The sequence below is a fragment of the Novosphingobium sp. BL-S-34 genome (assembly GCF_056857015.1).
Genome location: NZ_CM166472.1, coordinates 636,342 through 653,740, shown reverse-complemented (window position 1 = coordinate 653,740; position 17,399 = coordinate 636,342). Strand labels below are relative to the sequence as shown.

The following is a 17,399-nucleotide window of genomic DNA, read 5'->3' as shown; positions in this document are numbered from 1 at the left end:
TCTTGGGAGTTTCAAGTCATGCGTGCCGAAGGGCAGGCCCACATTGCGCGTATCGAGAAGGCCCTCGCGCTGGTCCGCAAGTTCCTCGATTGGGACCGCGCCCTGCGCCGGTTCGACGAGCTGAACGCGCGTGTCGAAGATCCCACGCTTTGGGACAAGCCCAAGGAAGCGGAAGCGGTGATGAAGGAGCGTCGCCGTCTTGAGGCTGCGATCGGTGCCGTGAACGATATCGGCCGCGAAATGCAGGACGCCATCGAGTTCGTCGAACTGGGCGAGATGGAGGACGACGAGGATACCATTAACGAAGGTATCGCCACGCTCGCCGCTCTTGCCGAACGCGCCGACCAGGACAAGGTGACCGCGTTGCTTTCCGGCGAGGCCGACAGCAACGACACGTATCTCGAAGTCCATGCCGGTGCCGGCGGGACGGAAAGCCAGGACTGGGCCGAAATGCTCCAGCGCATGTACACGCGCTGGGCGGAGCGTCACGGCTACAAGGTCGAACTGGTGGACTACCACTCGGGCGAAGCCGCGGGCATCAAGAGCTGCACCCTGCTGATCAAGGGCGAGAACGCCTATGGCTATGCCAAGACCGAAAGCGGCGTCCATCGCCTGGTCCGCATCAGCCCTTACGACAGTTCGGCGCGGCGCCACACCAGCTTCTCCTCGGTCTGGGTCTACCCGGTGATCGACGACAGCTTCGAGATCGACATCAACCCGGCGGACCTGAAGATCGATACTTATCGCGCTTCGGGTGCGGGCGGGCAGCACGTCAACACCACGGACTCGGCAGTGCGCATCACGCACGGTCCGTCCGGCATCGTCGTCGCCAGCCAGATCGACCGTTCGCAGCACAAGAACCGCGAAATCGCGATGGGCATGCTGAAGGCGCGTCTGTTCGAGGAAGAGATGCGCAAGCGTGAGGAAGCGGCCAGTGCCGAACACGCCAGCAAGAGCGACATCGGCTGGGGCCACCAGATCCGGTCCTACGTTCTTCAGCCCTACCAGCAGGTGAAGGACCTGCGCACCGGCGTCGTCTCGACGGCGCCCGGTGACGTGCTTGACGGCGCGCTCGACCCCTTCATGGCCGCCGCGCTTTCGCAGCGCGTGACGGGTGAGAAGGTCGAAGTGGAAGACGTCGACTGAGATCGGTAGCGGAATTCGAACCCGCGCTTCGGCAGCGATTTTGCCAAGCGCGGGGCGAACCGCTAAAGGGCCGCATGCGCTTGTCCTTCCCCCTTTCCTGCCGCTCCGCCCTGGCGGTGTCGACGCTCGCGCTCGGCCTGGTTCTGGGGGGGTGCCACCGCGAGCCGGTCGACGAATCGCGGGCCGAAAGCGCGCGCGCCTTTCCGGTGGCGGACCGCCCGGTTTCCAGGACACCCGACGGCGCCGTCGGCACCGAAGTCCAGCGTGATAGCCTGAACGAGGCGCAAGTCGTCATGGACCTGGCCAGGATCGAGCCGGGCATGAGCGTCGCCGATCTCGGTGCGGGTGAAGGCTACTACACGGTTCGCCTGGCCCAGCGCGTCGGCACCAAGGGCCGTGTGTTGGCCGAGGATATCGACCGCGCGGCGAACGAGCGGCTCGGCAACCGCGTGATGCGCGAGGAGCTGGAGAACGTCTCCATCAAGCTCGGCACGCCGGACGATCCGAAACTGCCGGAAAACAGCTTCGATCGCGTCTTCCTGGTGCACATGTACCACGAAGTGACGGAGCCTTACGCGTTCCTCTGGCATTTGCGGCCTTCGCTGCGCGAGGGCGGCCGCGTGGTCGTCGTCGACGTCGATCGCGCCAGCGACAGCCACGGCATTCCGCCGCAACTCCTTTTCTGCGAATTTGCGTCCATGGGCTTTCGTTTGACGGAATTTGTCCGTAAGCCGGAGCTCCAGGGCTACTACGCACAGTTCGAGGTCGCCGGTCCGCGTCCGGAGCCGGCAAACATCGTACCTTGCCGGATATCCGGCAACACCATGACGCAAAAGTAGTGCGTCAGTAGCACAGGGCGTATACAGGGCCGCTGAACCGGCGTGCCTCACGCCGGGGGAAAGACGAAAGAGAAAATGGGTTTCAAGGGTCTCAAGCCGATTGTCTATGGTGGACGCGAAGTCTGGCCGCTCGTTGAGGGCGGCAAGGGTGTTGCCGCGACCAACCACATGAGCTCGGGCGCCTGGGCGGCGGCCGGCGGCATCGGTACGGTCAGCGCCGTCAATGCCGACAGCTATGATGCCGAGGGCAAGATCGTCCCGCAAGTCTACAACGCCCTTACCCGCAAGGAGCGGCACCAGGAACTGATCGACTACGCCATCGACGGCGCTGTCGAGCAGGTTCGCCGTGCCTACGAGATTTCCGGCGGCAAGGGCGCGATCAACATCAACGTCCTGTGGGAAATGGGCGGCGCCCAGACCATCCTCGAAGGCGTTCTGGAGCAGACCCGCGGCATGGTCACGGGCGTGACCTGCGGTGCGGGCATGCCTTACAAGCTGTCCGAGATCGCGGCGCGCTTCAACGTCAACTACCTGCCGATCGTCAGCTCCGGCCGCGCTTTCCGCGCGCTGTGGAAGCGCGCCTATCACAAGGTGCCCGACCTGCTGGGCGCGGTGGTCTATGAGGATCCCTGGCTCGCCGGCGGCCATAACGGCCTGTCGAACGCCGAAGATCCGCTCAAGCCGGAAGATCCCTATCCCCGCGTCAAGGCGCTGCGCGACACCATGCGCGCGGAAGGCATTGCCGACACCGTGCCGATCGTCATGGCCGGCGGCGTCTGGTTCCTGCGCGACTGGGAAAACTGGATCGACAATCCGGAACTGGGCTCGATCGCCTTCCAGTATGGCACGCGCCCATTGCTGACGCACGAAAGCCCGATCCCGCAGGCGTGGAAGGACCACCTTCGCACCCTCGAACCGGGCGACGTGCTGCTGCACCGTTTCTCGCCGACCGGGTTCTATTCCTCGGCGGTGCGCAACCCGTTCCTGCGCAATCTCGAGGCGCGTTCGGAGCGCCAGATTCCTTACTCGAAGGTCGAGGCCGGAGAGCATACCGTGCGTCTCGACGTCGGCGTGAAGGGCAAGAACTTCTGGGTCGCGCCCAAGGATCTCGACCGCGCGCGTTCGTGGTCGGCGCAGGGCTTCACCGATGGCCTGCGCACACCCGACGACACGATCATCTTCGTCGATCCTGCCGAGCGCGATGATATCCGCAAGGACCAGGCCGACTGCATGGGCTGCCTGTCGCATTGCGGCTTCTCCTCGTGGAAGGACCATGACGACTACACCACCGGCCGTCTCGCCGATCCGCGCAGCTTCTGCATCCAGAAGACGCTCCAGGACATCGCTCACGGCGGCCCGATCGACGAAAACCTGATGTTTGCCGGCCATGCCGCCTACAAGTTCAAGCAGGACCCGTTCTATTCCAACGGCTTCACGCCGACGGTGAAGGAACTGGTCGATCGCATCCTGACCGGCGACTGATCGCCGCGGGAAACGGAGCGATAAAGAAAAAGGGCGGCTCTCGGGCCGCCCTTTTTTGTTTCCATCAACCGAAGTCCGACCTTCGGATCCGGCCGTCCTGCGTCAGGAGCCGACTTCCTGCCCGGCCACCGAGGCGGCGCGGCAGGTCCGGTCGCGGCCCGAGCGCTTGGCTTCATAAAGGGCCTCGTCGGCAGAGTGCAACGCGGCCTCGATGTCTTCGTCGTTCCAGCAGCAGAGACCGGCGGAGAAGGTGATCGGGCGCCCATCGACGGTGCCGATCGGCTCCTCGCGCATGCGGGCGGCGAGCCGGGCCAGTGTCCAGTCCGCTTCGTCCTCGATGCATTCGTGGAACAGGATGGCGAATTCTTCGCCGCCCCAGCGAGCCACCATGTCGGCGCGGCGTATCTGTGAAGAGAGCCGGTCCGCGAATGCGCAGAGCACCCGGTCGCCTTCGTCATGGCCGAGCCGGTCGTTGACTTGCTTGAAGAAGTCGATGTCGACGATGGCCAGGCAGCCTTTGCGCTGGTGGGCGGGCAGGGCCTGGACCTGCTCCAGGAAGCCGCGACGGTTGGCGATCCCGGTGAGGGGGTCTTCCAGTGCCGCGATGCTGAGGTCTTCCATCTGCGCGCGCGTGGCGGTGGCTGCGCGGTGGACGCCTGCGTAAAGTGTCTGGATCACGTCCCCCACTTCAGGGAGCGGTGCGCCGTCCTCTTCCTTCGGATTCAGGGCGGCCGCCAGGGCATGGATCGGGTCGAGCAGGGCCCCTATGCCGAACAGGGCGAGAGCGGTGCCCAGGACCGTCGCCAGGGTCAGCAGGACGAATTCGAACAGGGCGATCCGCCCGGTCGACAGGCCCCAGGCACAATAGCCGATCAGCGGAAGATGAGTGGCGAGGAAGCAGATGGCAAAGATGCGCAATCGCAGCGAGCGCGGAAATATGAAGGACGTTGCGAGGTAGAACTGCATTCAGGCATCCCGGTTCTCGTTAGAATTGCCGGAAAAAATTGTCGACGGTTCTAAACGGTTCCTAAAAATTCATCGTTAATTTGCGTACGCAAGATGAGCCGTGCGACCTCCATGGCCGGTCGTTTCGCTCCGTTCCCTGTGCACATAAGGACTGAGGCGGGAGTCCGCAGACCCCCGCCTCAATCGATTTCAACTCATTTAATTCAACGCATTGCCGAAAAGGCCGGAGCGTGGAGGGATTTTCAGCCACGCACCGTGTTGGCAGCGCTCAGCACCGCGCGGACACTGGCGGTCGCGACGTCCTCGTCGATGCCGACACCCCAGATCACGCGCCCATCGGGCGTCACGCATTCGACATAGGCGGCGGCGCGGGCGTCAGTGCTCTTGCCCATCGAATGCTCGGCATAGTCGCGCACGTCGAGGGTCACGCCGAAGCTTTCCGCCAGGGTCGCGGTGACCGAGGAGATCAGGCCGTTGCCGCGACCGGATACCGACTGCTCCTTGCCGTCGACGCCGATCTTGCCGGCGAAGACGCGGGTACCGTCGGCGGCCTTGGCTTCTTCCCAGTCGATCAGCTGGAAGTGCTGCGGATCGTCGATGCGATAGGCCTTGCGGAACACGTTCCAGATGTCGGCGGCCTGGAGTTCGCGGCCGAGTTCGTCGGCCAGTTCCTGGACGTGCTTCGAGAAGTGCGCCTGCATGCGCTTGGGCAGCTTGAGGCCCTGGTCCTGCTCGATAACCCAGGCGAAACCGCCCTTGCCAGACTGAGAGTTGACGCGGATCACCGCTTCGTAGTCGCGGCCGAGATCAGCCGGGTCGATCGGCAGGTAAGGCACGGCCCAGATCTCGTCGTTGCGCTTTTCCTGCGCCGCGAAGCCCTTCTTGATGGCGTCCTGATGGCTGCCCGAGAAGGCGGTGAACACCAGTTCGCCGCCGTAGGGATGGCGTTCCGCGACCTTGAGCTGGTTGCAGTATTCCACCGTCTGGATCACTTCGTCGATGTCCGAGAAGTCCAGCTGCGGGTTCACGCCCTGCGTGTACATGTTCATCGCCACGGTAACGAGGCAGCAGTTGCCGGTGCGCTCGCCATTGCCGAACAGGCAGCCCTCGACGCGGTCTGCGCCGGCCATCAGCCCCAATTCGGCGGCAGCCACGCCGGTGCCGCGGTCGTTATGGGTGTGCAGCGAGATCACGGCCGATTCGCGGTTCGGCAGGTTGCGGCAGAAATACTCGATCTGGTCGGCATAGACGTTGGGCGTCGCCGCCTCGACCGTCGCCGGCAGGTTGAGGATGATCGGATTTTCCGGCGTCGGCTGGAGAATTTCCATCACCGCCTCGCAGCACTCGATCGAGAAATCGAGTTCGGCCGTGGAGAACGTCTCGGGCGAGTATTCGAACTGCCACTGGGTGCCGGGATACTTCGCCGCCTGGTCGCGCATGATCTTGGCGCCGTTTTCAGCGATGCCGCGGATCTCGTGCTTTTCCATGCCGAACACCACCGTGCGCCACAGCGGCGAGACGGCGTTGTAGAGGTGGACGATCGCGGCGTGAACGCCTTCCAGGCTCTCGAAAGAGCGGGTGATCAGGTCTTCGCGCGACTGGGTCAGCACCTGGACCAGCACGTCTTCGGGAATGCGGTCGTTCCTGACGAGGCCGTTGATGAAATCGAACTCGGTCGCACCCGCGCTGGGGAAGCCGACTTCGATCTCCTTCAGGCCGACCTTGACGAGCAGGTCGAAGAAGCGGTTCTTCTTTTCCGCGCCCATCGGGTCGATCAGCGCCTGGTTGCCGTCACGCAAGTCGGTCGAGAGCCAGCGCGGCGCCTTGGTGATGACCTGCGAGGGCCACTGGCGGTTCGGCAGGTCGATCTGCGGGAAGGGACGGTACTTGACCGAAGGGTTTTTCAGCATGGTCATGGGTAATCTCGCTCGGAAATGATCTTCGTGTCGCTGGCTTGTTGCCATTGGCTAGCCTGCTTGCGTCTTGCCGGCCTGCGTTTGGCCGGTCTTTGCAGGTCCCCTTGAGCGCCGAGCGCGCCGCAGGACCGACGCGTCACCTCACGCCCAAGGGCGGATAAGTCGCAGGGTTAGGCCAAGACGAAGGGTCATGGCGCTGCCTATGGGCATTCGGGCCGCCGAAGTAAAGCGAAAAGGGCGCCCGCTTGCGGCACGGCCGATCCCGCGCGCAGCTATCCCGGTGCGCAACAAACTGTCGCGGTCAGGAGCCGGCGGGCGGATGGCGGTCGAGGAACAGCCGGTCGAGCACGCTCCAGGGCAGCATCCAGAACACCGCGACCAGCGCCGCGCAGGCGATGCCGAGCCAGGGGGAAAGAAATGTCAGCGGAAGGCCGAGCGCATAGACCACCGAGGCTGCGATGCCCTTGCGATGCGAGGCCTTGTGATAGCGCCGGCTCGCCACGTTTTGCGCGCCGGTCGCCGCGATCCGGCCCTGGAGCAGGATATAGGCAAGCGCCGGTGTCAGCATCGTCACCAGATAGAGCAGCGTGGCCTCGCGGCTGAAGTGGTGCTCTCCCAGGTAGGCGGTGGAGAAGGGGATGAGCGACAGGGTGAAGAGCAGCAGCATGTTGGACCAGAGCAGGCCGCTGGTCACCAACCGCGCATGGCCGAGCAGGCGATGGTGGTTCACCCAGTAGATCGCGACGTAGGCATAACTCAGCACATAGGCGATGAAAATCGGCCAGAGCGACCAGAGCGCGCCGAGGCCCTCGGTGACCGGGGTCTTCAACTCCAGCACCATGATGGTGATGATGATGGCGATGACGCCGTCGGAAAAGGCCTCGACACGGGTGAGGCCGTCCTCGCGGTCGATTTCGTCTGCTTCGCTCATCGGGCGTCCCTGTTCAGATCCTGGCCGTTTCAATTCGGCAAGGATGTCTGGCCGAGAAAGAGACTTGGCCGACAGGGACGCCCGGATCAAGATATCGCTTGGTATGGGTCAGGTGCAGGTGAAGCCCTTGATCTTGCCGTCCTCATCCACCTGGACGTTCAGGCGGTCGGGCCGATAGTCCATGGTCACGGCCATGCCGGGCTTCAGGACGCGCATCGGCTTGTCGCCGCGCCATGCGGTGATCTTGGCGATCACTTCGTCGCTCGCGGGCTGGCCCACGTAGGAGGCAAGCTGGTCGGCACCGCAGCTGGGTTCCATCGACGGCGGCGGCGGGCTGGCATCGGCCACATTGTCGCTCCCCGTGCCGGTGCAGCCGGAAAGAGCGGCTGCAAAGGTGAGGGCGGGGGCAATGGTCGCGAACAGTCTGGCCTTCATGCCGGTCTCCTTTCGGGGTGTCTGATCCCGCGATTATGGCCCATCCGCCGTGAACGGTCGATGACGCCCGCGTTACTGCTTTTCGAACGCGGCGTTGATGACGAGCACCGTCTCGTCCGAAACGACCGGGACGTACTTGGTCACGCCGAAGTCCGAACGCTTGATGATCGCGCGGGCCAGGAAGCCGACCGAATCCTTCTTGCTCATCGGGTTCTGCGCGGCGCCGAAGAAGCGTGCCATGATGGTGATCGGCTTGCTGACGCCGTGAAGCGTGAGGGTACCGTCGATCGCGGCGGCATCGGGACCGCGCGGCGTGACCGAAGTGGCGACGAACGTCGCGGTGGGGAACTTGGCGGCGTCGAGCCAGTCTGCGCTGCGCAGTTCCTCGGTCAACTTGTCGCTGGTGGTCTGGACCGAAGTGACCGGGATGGTGACGTTGAGCTTGGTGGCGGCAAGGTTCTTGGGGTCGAGCGTCATCGAGCCGCTGGCGCCGGAGAACGTGCCCGCGAAAGGCGAGATTCCCATGTGGGAGACGCTGAAGGTGACCTGGGTGTGAGCAGGCTCGACGGCGTAAGTGCCCGCCTTGACATCCGTGGGGGCGCCGGCGCCGTGGAGCATTTCCATCCGTTCGCGGCCGCCGCCCGGGCCGCCGGGGCCCGGCTGGGCGATGACGGGGGCCGCGAGAGCGGCTGCGGCGGCGAGGACGAGGGGGATATGGATGCGGCGCATTGGGTATGCTCCCGAAAAAGAAGAGGCGGCGCATTTCTGCGCCGCCTCCGAACCTTCGTCAAACGCGAAATGCGTAAGAGAAATCAGTTCTCTGCCTTGAACCTCAAGGCTTAGTTCTTCGCCTTGTCGACCAGGGCGTTGGCGCCGATCCAGGGCATCATGGCGCGCAGCTTCGAGCCGGTTTCCTCGATCGGGTGACGCTTGGCGGCGATGCGCGAAGCCTTCAGTTCCGGCTGGCCGGCGCGGTTGTCGAGCACGAAGTCCTTCACGAAACGGCCCGACTGGATGTCTTCCAGAACGCGCTTCATTTCCTTCTTGGTTTCTTCGGTGATGATGCGCGGGCCGGTCTTGATGTCGCCGTATTCGGCGGTGTTCGAGATCGAGTAGCGCATGTTGGCGATGCCGCCTTCATACATCAGGTCGACGATCAGCTTCAGCTCGTGAAGGCATTCGAAGTAGGCCATTTCCGGCGCGTAGCCGGCTTCCACCAGCGTTTCGAAGCCGGCCTGGACCAGCGCGGTGGTGCCGCCGCAAAGCACGGCCTGCTCACCGAACAGGTCGGTTTCGCATTCCTCGCGGAAGTTGGTCTCGATGATGCCCGAACGGCCGCCGCCGACGCCCGAGGCGTAGGCCAAGGCCACGTCCTGCGCATTGCCGGTCACGTCCTGGTGGATCGCGACGAGGCAGGGCACGCCGCCGCCCTTCACGTATTCGCCGCGAACGGTGTGGCCCGGGCCCTTCGGCGCGATCATGATGACGTCGATGTCGGCGCGCGGTTCGATCAGGCCGAAGTGGACGTTGAGGCCGTGAGCGAAGGCCAGCGCCGCGCCGGGCTTCAGGTTTTCATGAATGTCGGCAGCATAGATCGCGGCCTGGTGCTCGTCGGGCGCGAGGATCATGAGCACATCGGCCCATGCGGCCGCTTCGGCGTTGGCAAGCACCTTGAAGCCGGCGCCTTCGGCCTTCTTGGCAGAGGGCGAGCCGGGACGAAGCGCGATGGCCACTTCCTTGACGCCCGAGTCGCGCAGGTTCTGCGCGTGGGCATGACCCTGGCTGCCGTAGCCGAGGATCGCGACCTTCTTTTCGGTGATCAGGTTGATGTCGCAATCGGCGTCGTAATAGACCTTCATTGTACTACCCTTTCGACGGCCCGTCCCCGTGAGGCGGGGCCTAATTGATTTGCGCCGGTGGCGCATGGTCGGTTGGTTCCGGTTTCTGGCCGGAGGATATGGGTTAAGCCTCGTGCGGCCCGCGGATCATTGCGACGATGCCGGTACGGCCGACTTCGACGAGGCCGAGGTCGCGCATCAGCTGCACGAAAGTATCGATCTTGTCCGGCGCGCCGGTCAGTTCGAAGATGAAGCTGCCGGTGGTGGTGTCCACCGCCTTGGCGCGGAAGATGTCGGCCAGGCGCAGCGCCTCGACGCGCTTCTCGCCCAGGCCCGCCACCTTGATGAGCGCCAGTTCGCGGGCGACGTGAGGGCCTACCTCGGTGAGGTCGACCACCTTGTGCACCGGCACCAGGCGTTCGAGCTGGGCGTGGATCTGGTCGATCTGGCTCGGCGGGCCGTGCGTGACGATCGTGATCCGGCTCACCGCGTGGTTCTCGGTGATGTCGGCCACGGTAAGGCTGTCGATGTTGTAGCCACGCGCGGTGAACAGGCCGGCGATCTTGGCGAGAATGCCCGCCTCGTTATCGACGGTGATGGTGAGGACGTGGCGTTCCTCGGCCTCTTGCTTGATGTGCATCATGATATGTCTTTCGGATCCTGCGCGCGCGTTCTCAGACCAGAGCCTTGGCTTCGTCGTCCATGGTGCCGGCCACGGTGTCGCCGTAGAGGATCATTTCGGTATGCGCCGCGCCCGAGGGGATCATCGGGAAGCAGTTCGATTCCTTGGCGACCAGGCAGTCGACGATGACGGGACCGTCGTAGTCGATCATTTCCTGGATGCCGGCATCGAGCTGGCTTTCGTTCTCGATGCGGATGCCCTTCCACCCGTAAGCTTCAGCCAGCTTCACGAAGTCCGGCAGGCTGTCCGAATAGGACTGCGAGTAGCGGCTCTCGTAAGTGAGTTCCTGCCACTGGCGGACCATGCCCATCCACTCGTTGTTGAGGATGAAGATCTTCACCGGCAGGCGGTACTGGGTGGCGGTGCCCAGTTCCTGGATGTTCATCTGGATCGAGGCGTCCCCGGCGATGTCGATGACCAGGCTGTCCGGATTGCCGAGCTGCGCGCCGATCGCGGCGGGCAGGCCGTAGCCCATCGTGCCGAGACCGCCCGAGGTCAGCCACTTGTTCGGACCGAAGAAGTGGAAATACTGCGCCGCCCACATCTGGTGCTGGCCGACTTCGGTGGAGATCACCGGGTCCTTGTCCCTGGTCAGCTCGAACAGGCGCTGGACCGCCAGCTGCGGCATGATCGCCTTCTTCGAAAGCGGGAAGGACAGGCTCTTCTTGCCGCGCCATTCCTCCACGCGGGCCTTCCACGGCGCCAGGTCCTGACCCTTGCGGTCGCCCCAGAGCGTCAGGATCTGGTCGAGCACGGTGGCGCAGTCGCCGATGATCGGCAGGTCGACGCGAACCGTCTTGTTGATCGAGGCGCGGTCGATGTCGATGTGGATCTTGGTCGAATTCGGCGCAAAAGCGTCGAGACGGCCGGTCACGCGGTCATCGAAACGGGCGCCGACGCAGACGATCAGGTCGGCCTGGTTCATCGCCAGGTTGGCCTCGTAGGTGCCGTGCATGCCCAGCATCCCCAGCCAGTCGGCATGGTCTGCGGGGAAGGCGCCGAGGCCCATGAGGGTGGACGTGACGGGCGCGCCGGTCCTGGCCTGAAGCTCACGCAGCAGGGTCGTGGCGCGCGGGCCGGAGTTGATGACGCCGCCGCCGGTATAGAACACCGGCGCCTTGGCCTTGGCCAGCAGTTCGACCGCCTGCGCGATCTCGTCCGCCGTGCCTTCGGTGCGCGGCGAATAGCGCTGGCGGCGCTGCGCCGGGGCATCGTTCCAGGCGGCGGAGGCGATCTGGACGTCCTTGGGGATGTCGATCAGCACCGGGCCGGGACGGCCGGACGTGGCGATCTGGAACGCCTCGTCGATGATGCCTGCCAGTTCGGCCGGGTCCTTCACCAGGTAGTTATGCTTGGTGCAGTGGCGCGAGATGCCGACCGTGTCCGCTTCCTGGAAAGCGTCCGAGCCGATCAGCGCCGTCGGCACCTGGCCGGTGATGATGACCAGCGGAATCGAATCCATGAAAGCATCGGCAATACCGGTGATGGCATTGGTTGCGCCCGGGCCCGAGGTGACGAGAACGACGCCGGGCTTGCCGGTCGAACGCGCATAACCTTCGGCTGCGTGGGCCGCGCCGGCTTCGTGACGGACCAGGATGTGCCGAAGTCGCTCGTCGCCGAATAGAGCATCGTAGATCGGTAGCACGGCGCCGCCGGGATACCCGAATACGAATTCGACCCCCTGCTTGACCAGGCTTTCGACCAGGATGTTCGCGCCGCTGCGCTCTTCAGTCACAACACATTCCTTTACCGATTCGTGGGCGTTTCCCGAGGGAAGGGCTGCCCTTCGAATATTGCGCGCCACGAAGGTCACGCATTACCAAAAAACCATAGCGCGCCCTTGGGCGAACTATAATGAAACCGACCCGACACGACGGGCGCCGTGCCGGGTCCTCCCTCTCCTCCCTGCATACTTTCATCAGCAGGTGAGGGCGCTCTAAGGGGCCGAAAATATTACGTCAACCCTATAACGTGAAATAATCTATCTTGAAGGGTTTTTTGGTCGAAATATTCGAACTCGATCCTTGCCCAATCTTGCGGGGGCTGGTGGCGCAACCAGGTGAACTGACGCTTGGCGTAGTTGCGGGTGGCCTGCGATCCCCGGGCCACGGCCTCCTCCAGCACACTTTCCCCGCGCAGAACGGCGGCGAGTTCCGGCACGCCGATGGCGCGCATCACCGGCAGGTCGGGATCGAGGCCGCGGGCGAGCAGCCTCTCCACTTCGGTGACGGCGCCGCGCTCGATCATGCGCGCGAACCGCACGTCGCAGCGGCGGTAGAGGGCCTGGCGTTCGGGAAGCAGGATCGCGGCGTGAAGCGAGACATCGCTGCCGATGCCGCCGCTGGTCCGGGCCTGCCAATGAGCAATCGGCAGGCCGGTAGAGCGGACGACTTCCAGGGCGCGGGCGATGCGCGCGCTGTCTGCGGGGGCGAGGCGCGCGGCGCGTTCGGGGTCCTCGCCCTGCAAGGCGGCATAGGCCTCGGCAACGGGGAGGGCGCGGACCGCGTCGCGCACGTCCGGATCGATTGCGGGGACGGGAGCGATGCCGTCCAGGAGCGTGCGTATATAAAGGCCGGTGCCGCCCACCAGCACGGGCACGGCGCCCTCGGCATGGACTGCGGCGATGGCCGCGCGCGCGGCGCGGGCCCATTCGGCGGCGGAGCAGGTCTCGGCCCCGTCCCAGGCGCCGAACAGGCGGTGCTCGATGCCGCCCATTTCCTCCGCCGTGGGGCGGGCGCTGAGCACGGTCAGGTCGGCATAGACCTGCGAACTGTCGGCATTGACGACCACGGCCCGCCGACCGCGCCGTTCCAGCTCCTGTGCCAGCGCCACGGCACAATCGCTCTTGCCGCTGGCGGTTGGCCCTGCGATGAGCGCGAGGGGTGGCTTTTCGCGGTCGCCAGTGGAATTTTCATACGCAGCTTCAAGGGAATTCGCAGTGCTCATTGCGCGGCTGATAGCAGAACCGGACCACCTCTCGGCAAGAATCGATGCGGCGCGGGCCGAAATGCAGGAAAGCGGTGTGCGGCTCGCTTCGGCGGCGATGCTCGATTTCTGCGGCAAGACCATGCAGCTTGCCTCGCCCGACGATGACGCCGCCGCGCTGCGCAAGGCCCTGGATGACCATTTCGCGCCGACCGACGGCCTGGTCTGCGATCATGAGCCGACGATTCCCGGGCTGTTCATCTCCGACATGGATTCGACCATGATCGGCCAGGAATGCATCGACGAACTGGGTGACTTCGCGGGCCTCAAGGAGCGCATCGCCGAGATCACCGAGCGGGCCATGCAGGGCGAACTCGACTTCGAGCAAGCCCTTCTGGAACGAGTCGGACTGCTCAGGGGCCTTTCGGTCGGCGCCATCGAGGAATGCCTCGCCAGCCGCATCCGGCCGATGCCGGGCGCGCGCACGCTGGTGGAGACGCTCAAGAAGTTCGGCTGCCGCACCGTCCTGGTGACCGGCGGCTTCCACCACTTCGCCGATCCGGTCGCCGCGCAGCTCGGTTTCGAGCATGTGGTCGGCAATCGGCTGGAAGTGGCCGACGGCAAGCTGACGGGCGGCCTTGCCGGCCCGATCGTCGACAGCGCGGTCAAGAAGGCGACGCTGCTGGCCGAGATGGCGGCGCTGGGCGACGACGTCACCAGCCTTGCCACGGGCGACGGCGCGAACGACATTCCCATGCTGGAAGCCGCGACTTACGGTATCGCCTATCACGCCAAGCCCAAGGCGCGCGCTGCGGCGAACGGCTGGGTCGACCGCGGCGATCTCACCAGCGTGCTGCGGCTGCTCGGCATCGACGAGCAGGAATGGGTTCGCATCTAGGAAAGGCGACGATGATGGCCGGCGATGAAACTTCTTTTCTCAGTCGGCTGTCTCACCCGCGCTATCTGCTGTTCCTGGCCGCGCTTCTGCTCTCGCCCTGGCCGCTGCTGTCCGTGATGCGCAAGGTCGAGGCGGTCGTGACCGCGTTCGATCTTGCCGTGATCGTCTTCACCCTGAGCTGCATCCCGCTATGGCGCGGCGGCACGGCCGATGTGATGCGCCGTCAGGCCAAGCGCGACGATGCGGGGCAGGTCCTGCTGCTTCTGCTGACCGGGCTGATATCCTCGATCATTCTCGCCGCGCTCGGCACTCTGGTGCTCGACAACCAGAGCCTGGTGCCCGGCGAGATTGCGCTGCTGGTGGTGACGCTGCTGGCCTGCTGGACTTTCGCCAACCTCATCTACGCCTTCCATTACGCGCGGCTCTATTATTCCTCCCGCGACGGCGGAGATCACGAAGGCCTGGACTTCCCCGGCGGCTGCGTGCCCGATTTTGCCGACTTCGTGAACTTCGCCTTCGTGATCGGCATGACCTGCCAGACCGCGGACATCGAGATCACCGATTCGGACCTGCGACGGGTTTCCACCTTCCACGGCCTGTTCGCTTTCGCCTTCAACCTCGGCATCCTGGCATTGACGGTAAACGTGCTGGCCTCTTCCACCGGGGGCGGTTGACCGAGCAGAAAAAAAGGGCGCCCGTCGGGGCGCCCTTTTTCCGGTTCCGTTCCGGGACGAAGAGCGATCAGCCCTCCATCCAGTCCCTGAAGAACGCTTCGTTGGCGTCGCGAAGATCGCTGACTTCGTTGCCGGCGACCTTGGTGCCTGCAACAGTGCCGATGCGGCGCGCGCCGGGCAGTTCGGTGCCGGCGGGGGCGGTGACGAGGTAGCGGCTCTGGTCTTCGCCGAAGGCCTCGGCCGTGCTCAGTTCCACGTCGAGATTGCAGCCGAGGCCGCTGGCAAGCGCCATTTCGGCCAGGGCCACGAGCAGGCCGCCGTCGCTGACGTCATGGACCGCGGTAACCTTGCCCGCGCCGATCCACTCGCGGATCGCGGCGCCGTTCTCGGCCTCGACAGTGAGATCGACCCTTGGTGCTTCGCCGGCTTCCTGGCCCGCGATCTCGCGCAGCCAGAGCGACTGGCCGAGGTGCGAACCGAGCTTGCCCTCAGGCGCGCCGAGCAGGAAGATCTCGTCGCCGACATTCTTGAAGGCGACAGTCGCCATCTTCTCGTGGTCGGCCAGGATCCCCACGCCGCCGATCGCCGGGGTCGGCAGGATCGCCGAGCCGCCGCCGGTGGCCTTCGATTCGTTGTAGAGCGAGACGTTGCCCGAGACGATCGGATAGTCGAGCGCGCGGCAGGCATCGCCCATGCCGTTCAGGCAGCCGACGATCTGCGCCATGATTTCGGGGCGCTGCGGGTTCGCGAAGTTCAGGCAGTTGGTGATGGCAAGCGGAAGGCCGCCCACCGCGCTGATGTTGCGATAAGTCTCGGCCACGGCCTGCTTGCCGCCCTCATAGGGGTCGGCATAGCAGTAGCGGGGCGAGCAGTCGGTGCTGATCGCCAGCGCCTTGGGCGTGTTGTGGATGCGCACCACGGCCGCGTCGCCGCCGGACTTCTGCATCGTGTCGCCGCCGACCTGGCTGTCGTACTGTTCCCAGATCCACTTGCGCGAGGCGAGGTCCACCGTGCCCATCAGCTTGAGCAGGTCGGCGCCGATGTCGGCGCTTTCCGCTACCTCGCCCAGGGCCGGAACCTTGGCCCAGGCCTTGTATTCTTCAGGCGAAACGTAGGGACGCTCGTATTCCGGCGCGTCGTCGGCCAGCGGGCCGAGCGGGATGTCGCAGACCACTTCGCCATTGAATTCGAGAACCATGTGGCCGGTGTCGGTCACTTCGCCGATCACGGCAAAGTCCAGTTCCCACTTCTTGAAGATCGCCTCGGCCATCGGCTCCTTGCCGGGCTGGAGCACCATGAGCATGCGCTCCTGGCTTTCCGAAAGCATCATCTCGTAAGGCGTCATCGCCTCTTCGCGGCAGGGCACATTGTTCATGTTCAGGCGAATGCCGGCACCGCCCTTGCTGGCCATTTCGACCGACGAGGAAGTGAGGCCGGCCGCGCCCATGTCCTGGATCGCGACGATGGCGTCGGTGGCCATGAGTTCGAGGCAGGCCTCGATCAGCAGCTTTTCGGTGAAGGGATCGCCCACCTGCACGGTCGGGCGCTTCTCGTCCGAATGCTCGTCGAAATCGGCCGAAGCCATGGTGGCGCCGTGGATGCCGTCGCGGCCGGTCTTGGAGCCGACGTAGACGATGGGGTTACCGAGGCCGGTGGCGGCCGAGTAGAAGATCTTGTCCGTATCGGCGACGCCCACGGTCATGGCGTTGACCAGGATGTTGCCGTCGTAGGCCTTGTGGAAGTTCGTCTCGCCGCCCACGGTGGGCACGCCCACGCAGTTGCCGTAGGAGCCGATGCCCTCGACCACGCCCTGCACCAGGTGCTTCATCTTCGGATGCTCGGGGCGGCCGAAGCGCAGGGCGTTCATGTTCGCGACCGGGCGGGCGCCCATGGTGAAGACGTCGCGCAGAATGCCGCCGACGCCGGTGGCCGCGCCCTGGAACGGCTCGATGTAGCTTGGGTGGTTGTGGCTTTCCATCTTGAAGATGGCGGCCTGTCCGTCACCGATGTCGATCACGCCGGCGTTTTCGCCGGGGCCGCAGATGACCCAGGGGGCCTTCGTGGGCAGCTGCTTCAGGTGGAAGCGGCTCGACTTGTACGAGCAGTGCTCGGACCACATGACCGAGAAGATGCCAAGCTCAACCAGGTTGGGCTCTCGGCCGAGCGCGTTCAGGACCCGCTCGTATTCCTCGGAATTGAGGCCATGCGCCTCGACGACATCGGGAGTGATTTCGGACATGCGACGCGCCTTAGCGCCGAGCGTGGCGCTTCGCTAGACGTAAAAACAAGGCCATTTCGCCGTGCCCCTCGCCGTTTGCCGAAGTGCCGTCCCCCAGTCCCGCCTTGACCGCCGAACGCGGCCGCTCCATTGCGGTGGGCATGACTGAGAACAGTGCTGAAATTGGCGCCCCCAATAGTGCCGGCCCAGATATTGCGGGCATGAGTTTCGAAGATGCGCTGCGTGCGCTGGAGGACGTGGTGCGTCGCCTCGAAAGCGGCGATGTGCCGCTCGACGACTCGATCACGCTCTACGAACGCGGCGAAGCGCTGCGCCAGCATTGCCAGAAGCGGCTCGATGCCGCGCAGGCACGGATCGAGCGCATCGTCGCCGGGCCGGATGGGGCTCCGGCAGGAACCCAGCCGTTCGACGCGGCGGATCGCTGATTC

16 protein-coding genes are annotated in these 17,399 nt (G+C 64.8%); 6 read left to right on the top strand and 10 right to left on the bottom strand.

Annotated features, from left to right (window positions below; all coding sequences use genetic code 11):
- The first annotated feature begins 18 nt into the window (after positions 1–18).
- From prfB to AC1VV3_RS03040, 3 genes are all read left to right on the top strand, one after another.
- On the top strand, positions 19–1,146 hold the full coding sequence (gene prfB, locus AC1VV3_RS03050; protein WP_132262956.1) for a peptide chain release factor 2: 1,128 nt from the start codon (positions 19–21) through the stop codon (positions 1,144–1,146).
- Between the two features lie 74 nt (positions 1,147–1,220).
- Entirely contained in the window at positions 1,221–1,985 is a 765-nt protein-coding gene (locus AC1VV3_RS03045) for a class I SAM-dependent methyltransferase (RefSeq protein ID WP_132262954.1), read from the top strand.
- 75 nt (positions 1,986–2,060) lie between these two features.
- The gene (locus tag AC1VV3_RS03040; protein ID WP_132262952.1) at positions 2,061–3,467 is read left to right on the top strand and encodes an NAD(P)H-dependent flavin oxidoreductase; all 1,407 of its coding nucleotides are present in this window, start codon (positions 2,061–2,063) and stop codon (positions 3,465–3,467) included.
- Positions 3,468–3,569: 102 nt separating this feature from the next.
- On the opposite strand, the gene AC1VV3_RS03035 is transcribed toward AC1VV3_RS03040, so the two are convergent.
- From AC1VV3_RS03035 to miaA, 9 genes are all read right to left on the bottom strand, one after another.
- Positions 3,570–4,433 (bottom strand): GGDEF domain-containing protein, encoded by an 864-nt coding sequence (locus tag AC1VV3_RS03035; protein WP_431567446.1) that lies wholly within the window; start codon positions 4,431–4,433, stop codon positions 3,570–3,572.
- Positions 4,434–4,675: 242 nt separating this feature from the next.
- Complete coding sequence (gene leuA / locus AC1VV3_RS03030; RefSeq protein WP_482961952.1) at positions 4,676–6,349, bottom strand: 2-isopropylmalate synthase; 1,674 nt, start codon at positions 6,347–6,349, stop codon at positions 4,676–4,678.
- Positions 6,350–6,650: 301 nt separating this feature from the next.
- The gene (locus AC1VV3_RS03025) at positions 6,651–7,280 is read right to left on the bottom strand and encodes a TMEM175 family protein (RefSeq protein ID WP_134092966.1); all 630 of its coding nucleotides are present in this window, start codon (positions 7,278–7,280) and stop codon (positions 6,651–6,653) included.
- 108 nt (positions 7,281–7,388) lie between these two features.
- Complete coding sequence (locus tag AC1VV3_RS03020; RefSeq protein WP_134092965.1) at positions 7,389–7,715, bottom strand: I78 family peptidase inhibitor; 327 nt, start codon at positions 7,713–7,715, stop codon at positions 7,389–7,391.
- A 72-nt stretch (positions 7,716–7,787) separates the two neighbouring features.
- Entirely contained in the window at positions 7,788–8,444 is a 657-nt protein-coding gene (locus tag AC1VV3_RS03015) for a YceI family protein (protein ID WP_132262942.1), read from the bottom strand.
- 110 nt (positions 8,445–8,554) lie between these two features.
- Complete coding sequence (gene ilvC, locus AC1VV3_RS03010; protein ID WP_054441697.1) at positions 8,555–9,574, bottom strand: ketol-acid reductoisomerase; 1,020 nt, start codon at positions 9,572–9,574, stop codon at positions 8,555–8,557.
- A gap of 103 nt (positions 9,575–9,677) precedes the next feature.
- Complete coding sequence (gene ilvN, locus AC1VV3_RS03005) at positions 9,678–10,196, bottom strand: acetolactate synthase small subunit (RefSeq protein WP_054441698.1); 519 nt, start codon at positions 10,194–10,196, stop codon at positions 9,678–9,680.
- A 31-nt stretch (positions 10,197–10,227) separates the two neighbouring features.
- Entirely contained in the window at positions 10,228–11,970 is a 1,743-nt protein-coding gene (gene ilvB, locus AC1VV3_RS03000; RefSeq protein ID WP_431567447.1) for a biosynthetic-type acetolactate synthase large subunit, read from the bottom strand.
- A gap of 218 nt (positions 11,971–12,188) precedes the next feature.
- Entirely contained in the window at positions 12,189–13,181 is a 993-nt protein-coding gene (gene miaA / locus AC1VV3_RS02995) for a tRNA (adenosine(37)-N6)-dimethylallyltransferase MiaA (protein WP_431567448.1), read from the bottom strand.
- Here miaA and serB point away from each other — a divergent pair.
- Both serB and AC1VV3_RS02985 read left to right on the top strand, forming a co-directional pair.
- The gene (gene serB / locus AC1VV3_RS02990; RefSeq protein WP_132262934.1) at positions 13,174–14,058 is read left to right on the top strand and encodes a phosphoserine phosphatase SerB; all 885 of its coding nucleotides are present in this window, start codon (positions 13,174–13,176) and stop codon (positions 14,056–14,058) included. The genes miaA and serB overlap by 8 nt on opposite strands.
- Before the next feature lie 14 nt (positions 14,059–14,072).
- Positions 14,073–14,732 (top strand): DUF1345 domain-containing protein, encoded by a 660-nt coding sequence (locus tag AC1VV3_RS02985; RefSeq protein ID WP_431567449.1) that lies wholly within the window; start codon positions 14,073–14,075, stop codon positions 14,730–14,732.
- Positions 14,733–14,799: 67 nt separating this feature from the next.
- Here the strand turns inward: AC1VV3_RS02985 and purL are convergent, their stop codons facing one another.
- Complete coding sequence (purL, locus tag AC1VV3_RS02980) at positions 14,800–16,971, bottom strand: phosphoribosylformylglycinamidine synthase subunit PurL (protein ID WP_431567450.1); 2,172 nt, start codon at positions 16,969–16,971, stop codon at positions 14,800–14,802.
- A gap of 140 nt (positions 16,972–17,111) precedes the next feature.
- On the opposite strand from purL, the gene AC1VV3_RS02975 reads away from it, so the two are divergent.
- On the top strand, positions 17,112–17,396 hold the full coding sequence (locus tag AC1VV3_RS02975) for an exodeoxyribonuclease VII small subunit (RefSeq protein WP_132264115.1): 285 nt from the start codon (positions 17,112–17,114) through the stop codon (positions 17,394–17,396).
- Positions 17,397–17,399 lie beyond the last annotated feature (3 nt).

Coding starts and splice junctions, on each gene's coding strand:
- AC1VV3_RS02975 (WP_132264115.1), top strand. CDS start 17,112: ATGACTGAGAACAGTGCTGAAATTGGCGCCCCCAATAGTGCCGGCCCA.
- AC1VV3_RS03015 (WP_132262942.1), bottom strand. CDS start 8,444: ATGCGCCGCATCCATATCCCCCTCGTCCTCGCCGCCGCAGCCGCTCTC.
- miaA (WP_431567448.1), bottom strand. CDS start 13,181: ATGAGCACTGCGAATTCCCTTGAAGCTGCGTATGAAAATTCCACTGGC.
- AC1VV3_RS03040 (WP_132262952.1), top strand. CDS start 2,061: ATGGGTTTCAAGGGTCTCAAGCCGATTGTCTATGGTGGACGCGAAGTC.
- ilvC (WP_054441697.1), bottom strand. CDS start 9,574: ATGAAGGTCTATTACGACGCCGATTGCGACATCAACCTGATCACCGAA.
- ilvN (WP_054441698.1), bottom strand. CDS start 10,196: ATGATGCACATCAAGCAAGAGGCCGAGGAACGCCACGTCCTCACCATC.
- purL (WP_431567450.1), bottom strand. CDS start 16,971: ATGTCCGAAATCACTCCCGATGTCGTCGAGGCGCATGGCCTCAATTCC.
- leuA (WP_482961952.1), bottom strand. CDS start 6,349: ATGACCATGCTGAAAAACCCTTCGGTCAAGTACCGTCCCTTCCCGCAG.
- prfB (WP_132262956.1), top strand. CDS start 19: ATGCGTGCCGAAGGGCAGGCCCACATTGCGCGTATCGAGAAGGCCCTC.
- AC1VV3_RS03020 (WP_134092965.1), bottom strand. CDS start 7,715: ATGAAGGCCAGACTGTTCGCGACCATTGCCCCCGCCCTCACCTTTGCA.
- AC1VV3_RS03025 (WP_134092966.1), bottom strand. CDS start 7,280: ATGAGCGAAGCAGACGAAATCGACCGCGAGGACGGCCTCACCCGTGTC.
- AC1VV3_RS03045 (WP_132262954.1), top strand. CDS start 1,221: ATGCGCTTGTCCTTCCCCCTTTCCTGCCGCTCCGCCCTGGCGGTGTCG.
- AC1VV3_RS02985 (WP_431567449.1), top strand. CDS start 14,073: ATGGCCGGCGATGAAACTTCTTTTCTCAGTCGGCTGTCTCACCCGCGC.
- AC1VV3_RS03035 (WP_431567446.1), bottom strand. CDS start 4,433: ATGCAGTTCTACCTCGCAACGTCCTTCATATTTCCGCGCTCGCTGCGA.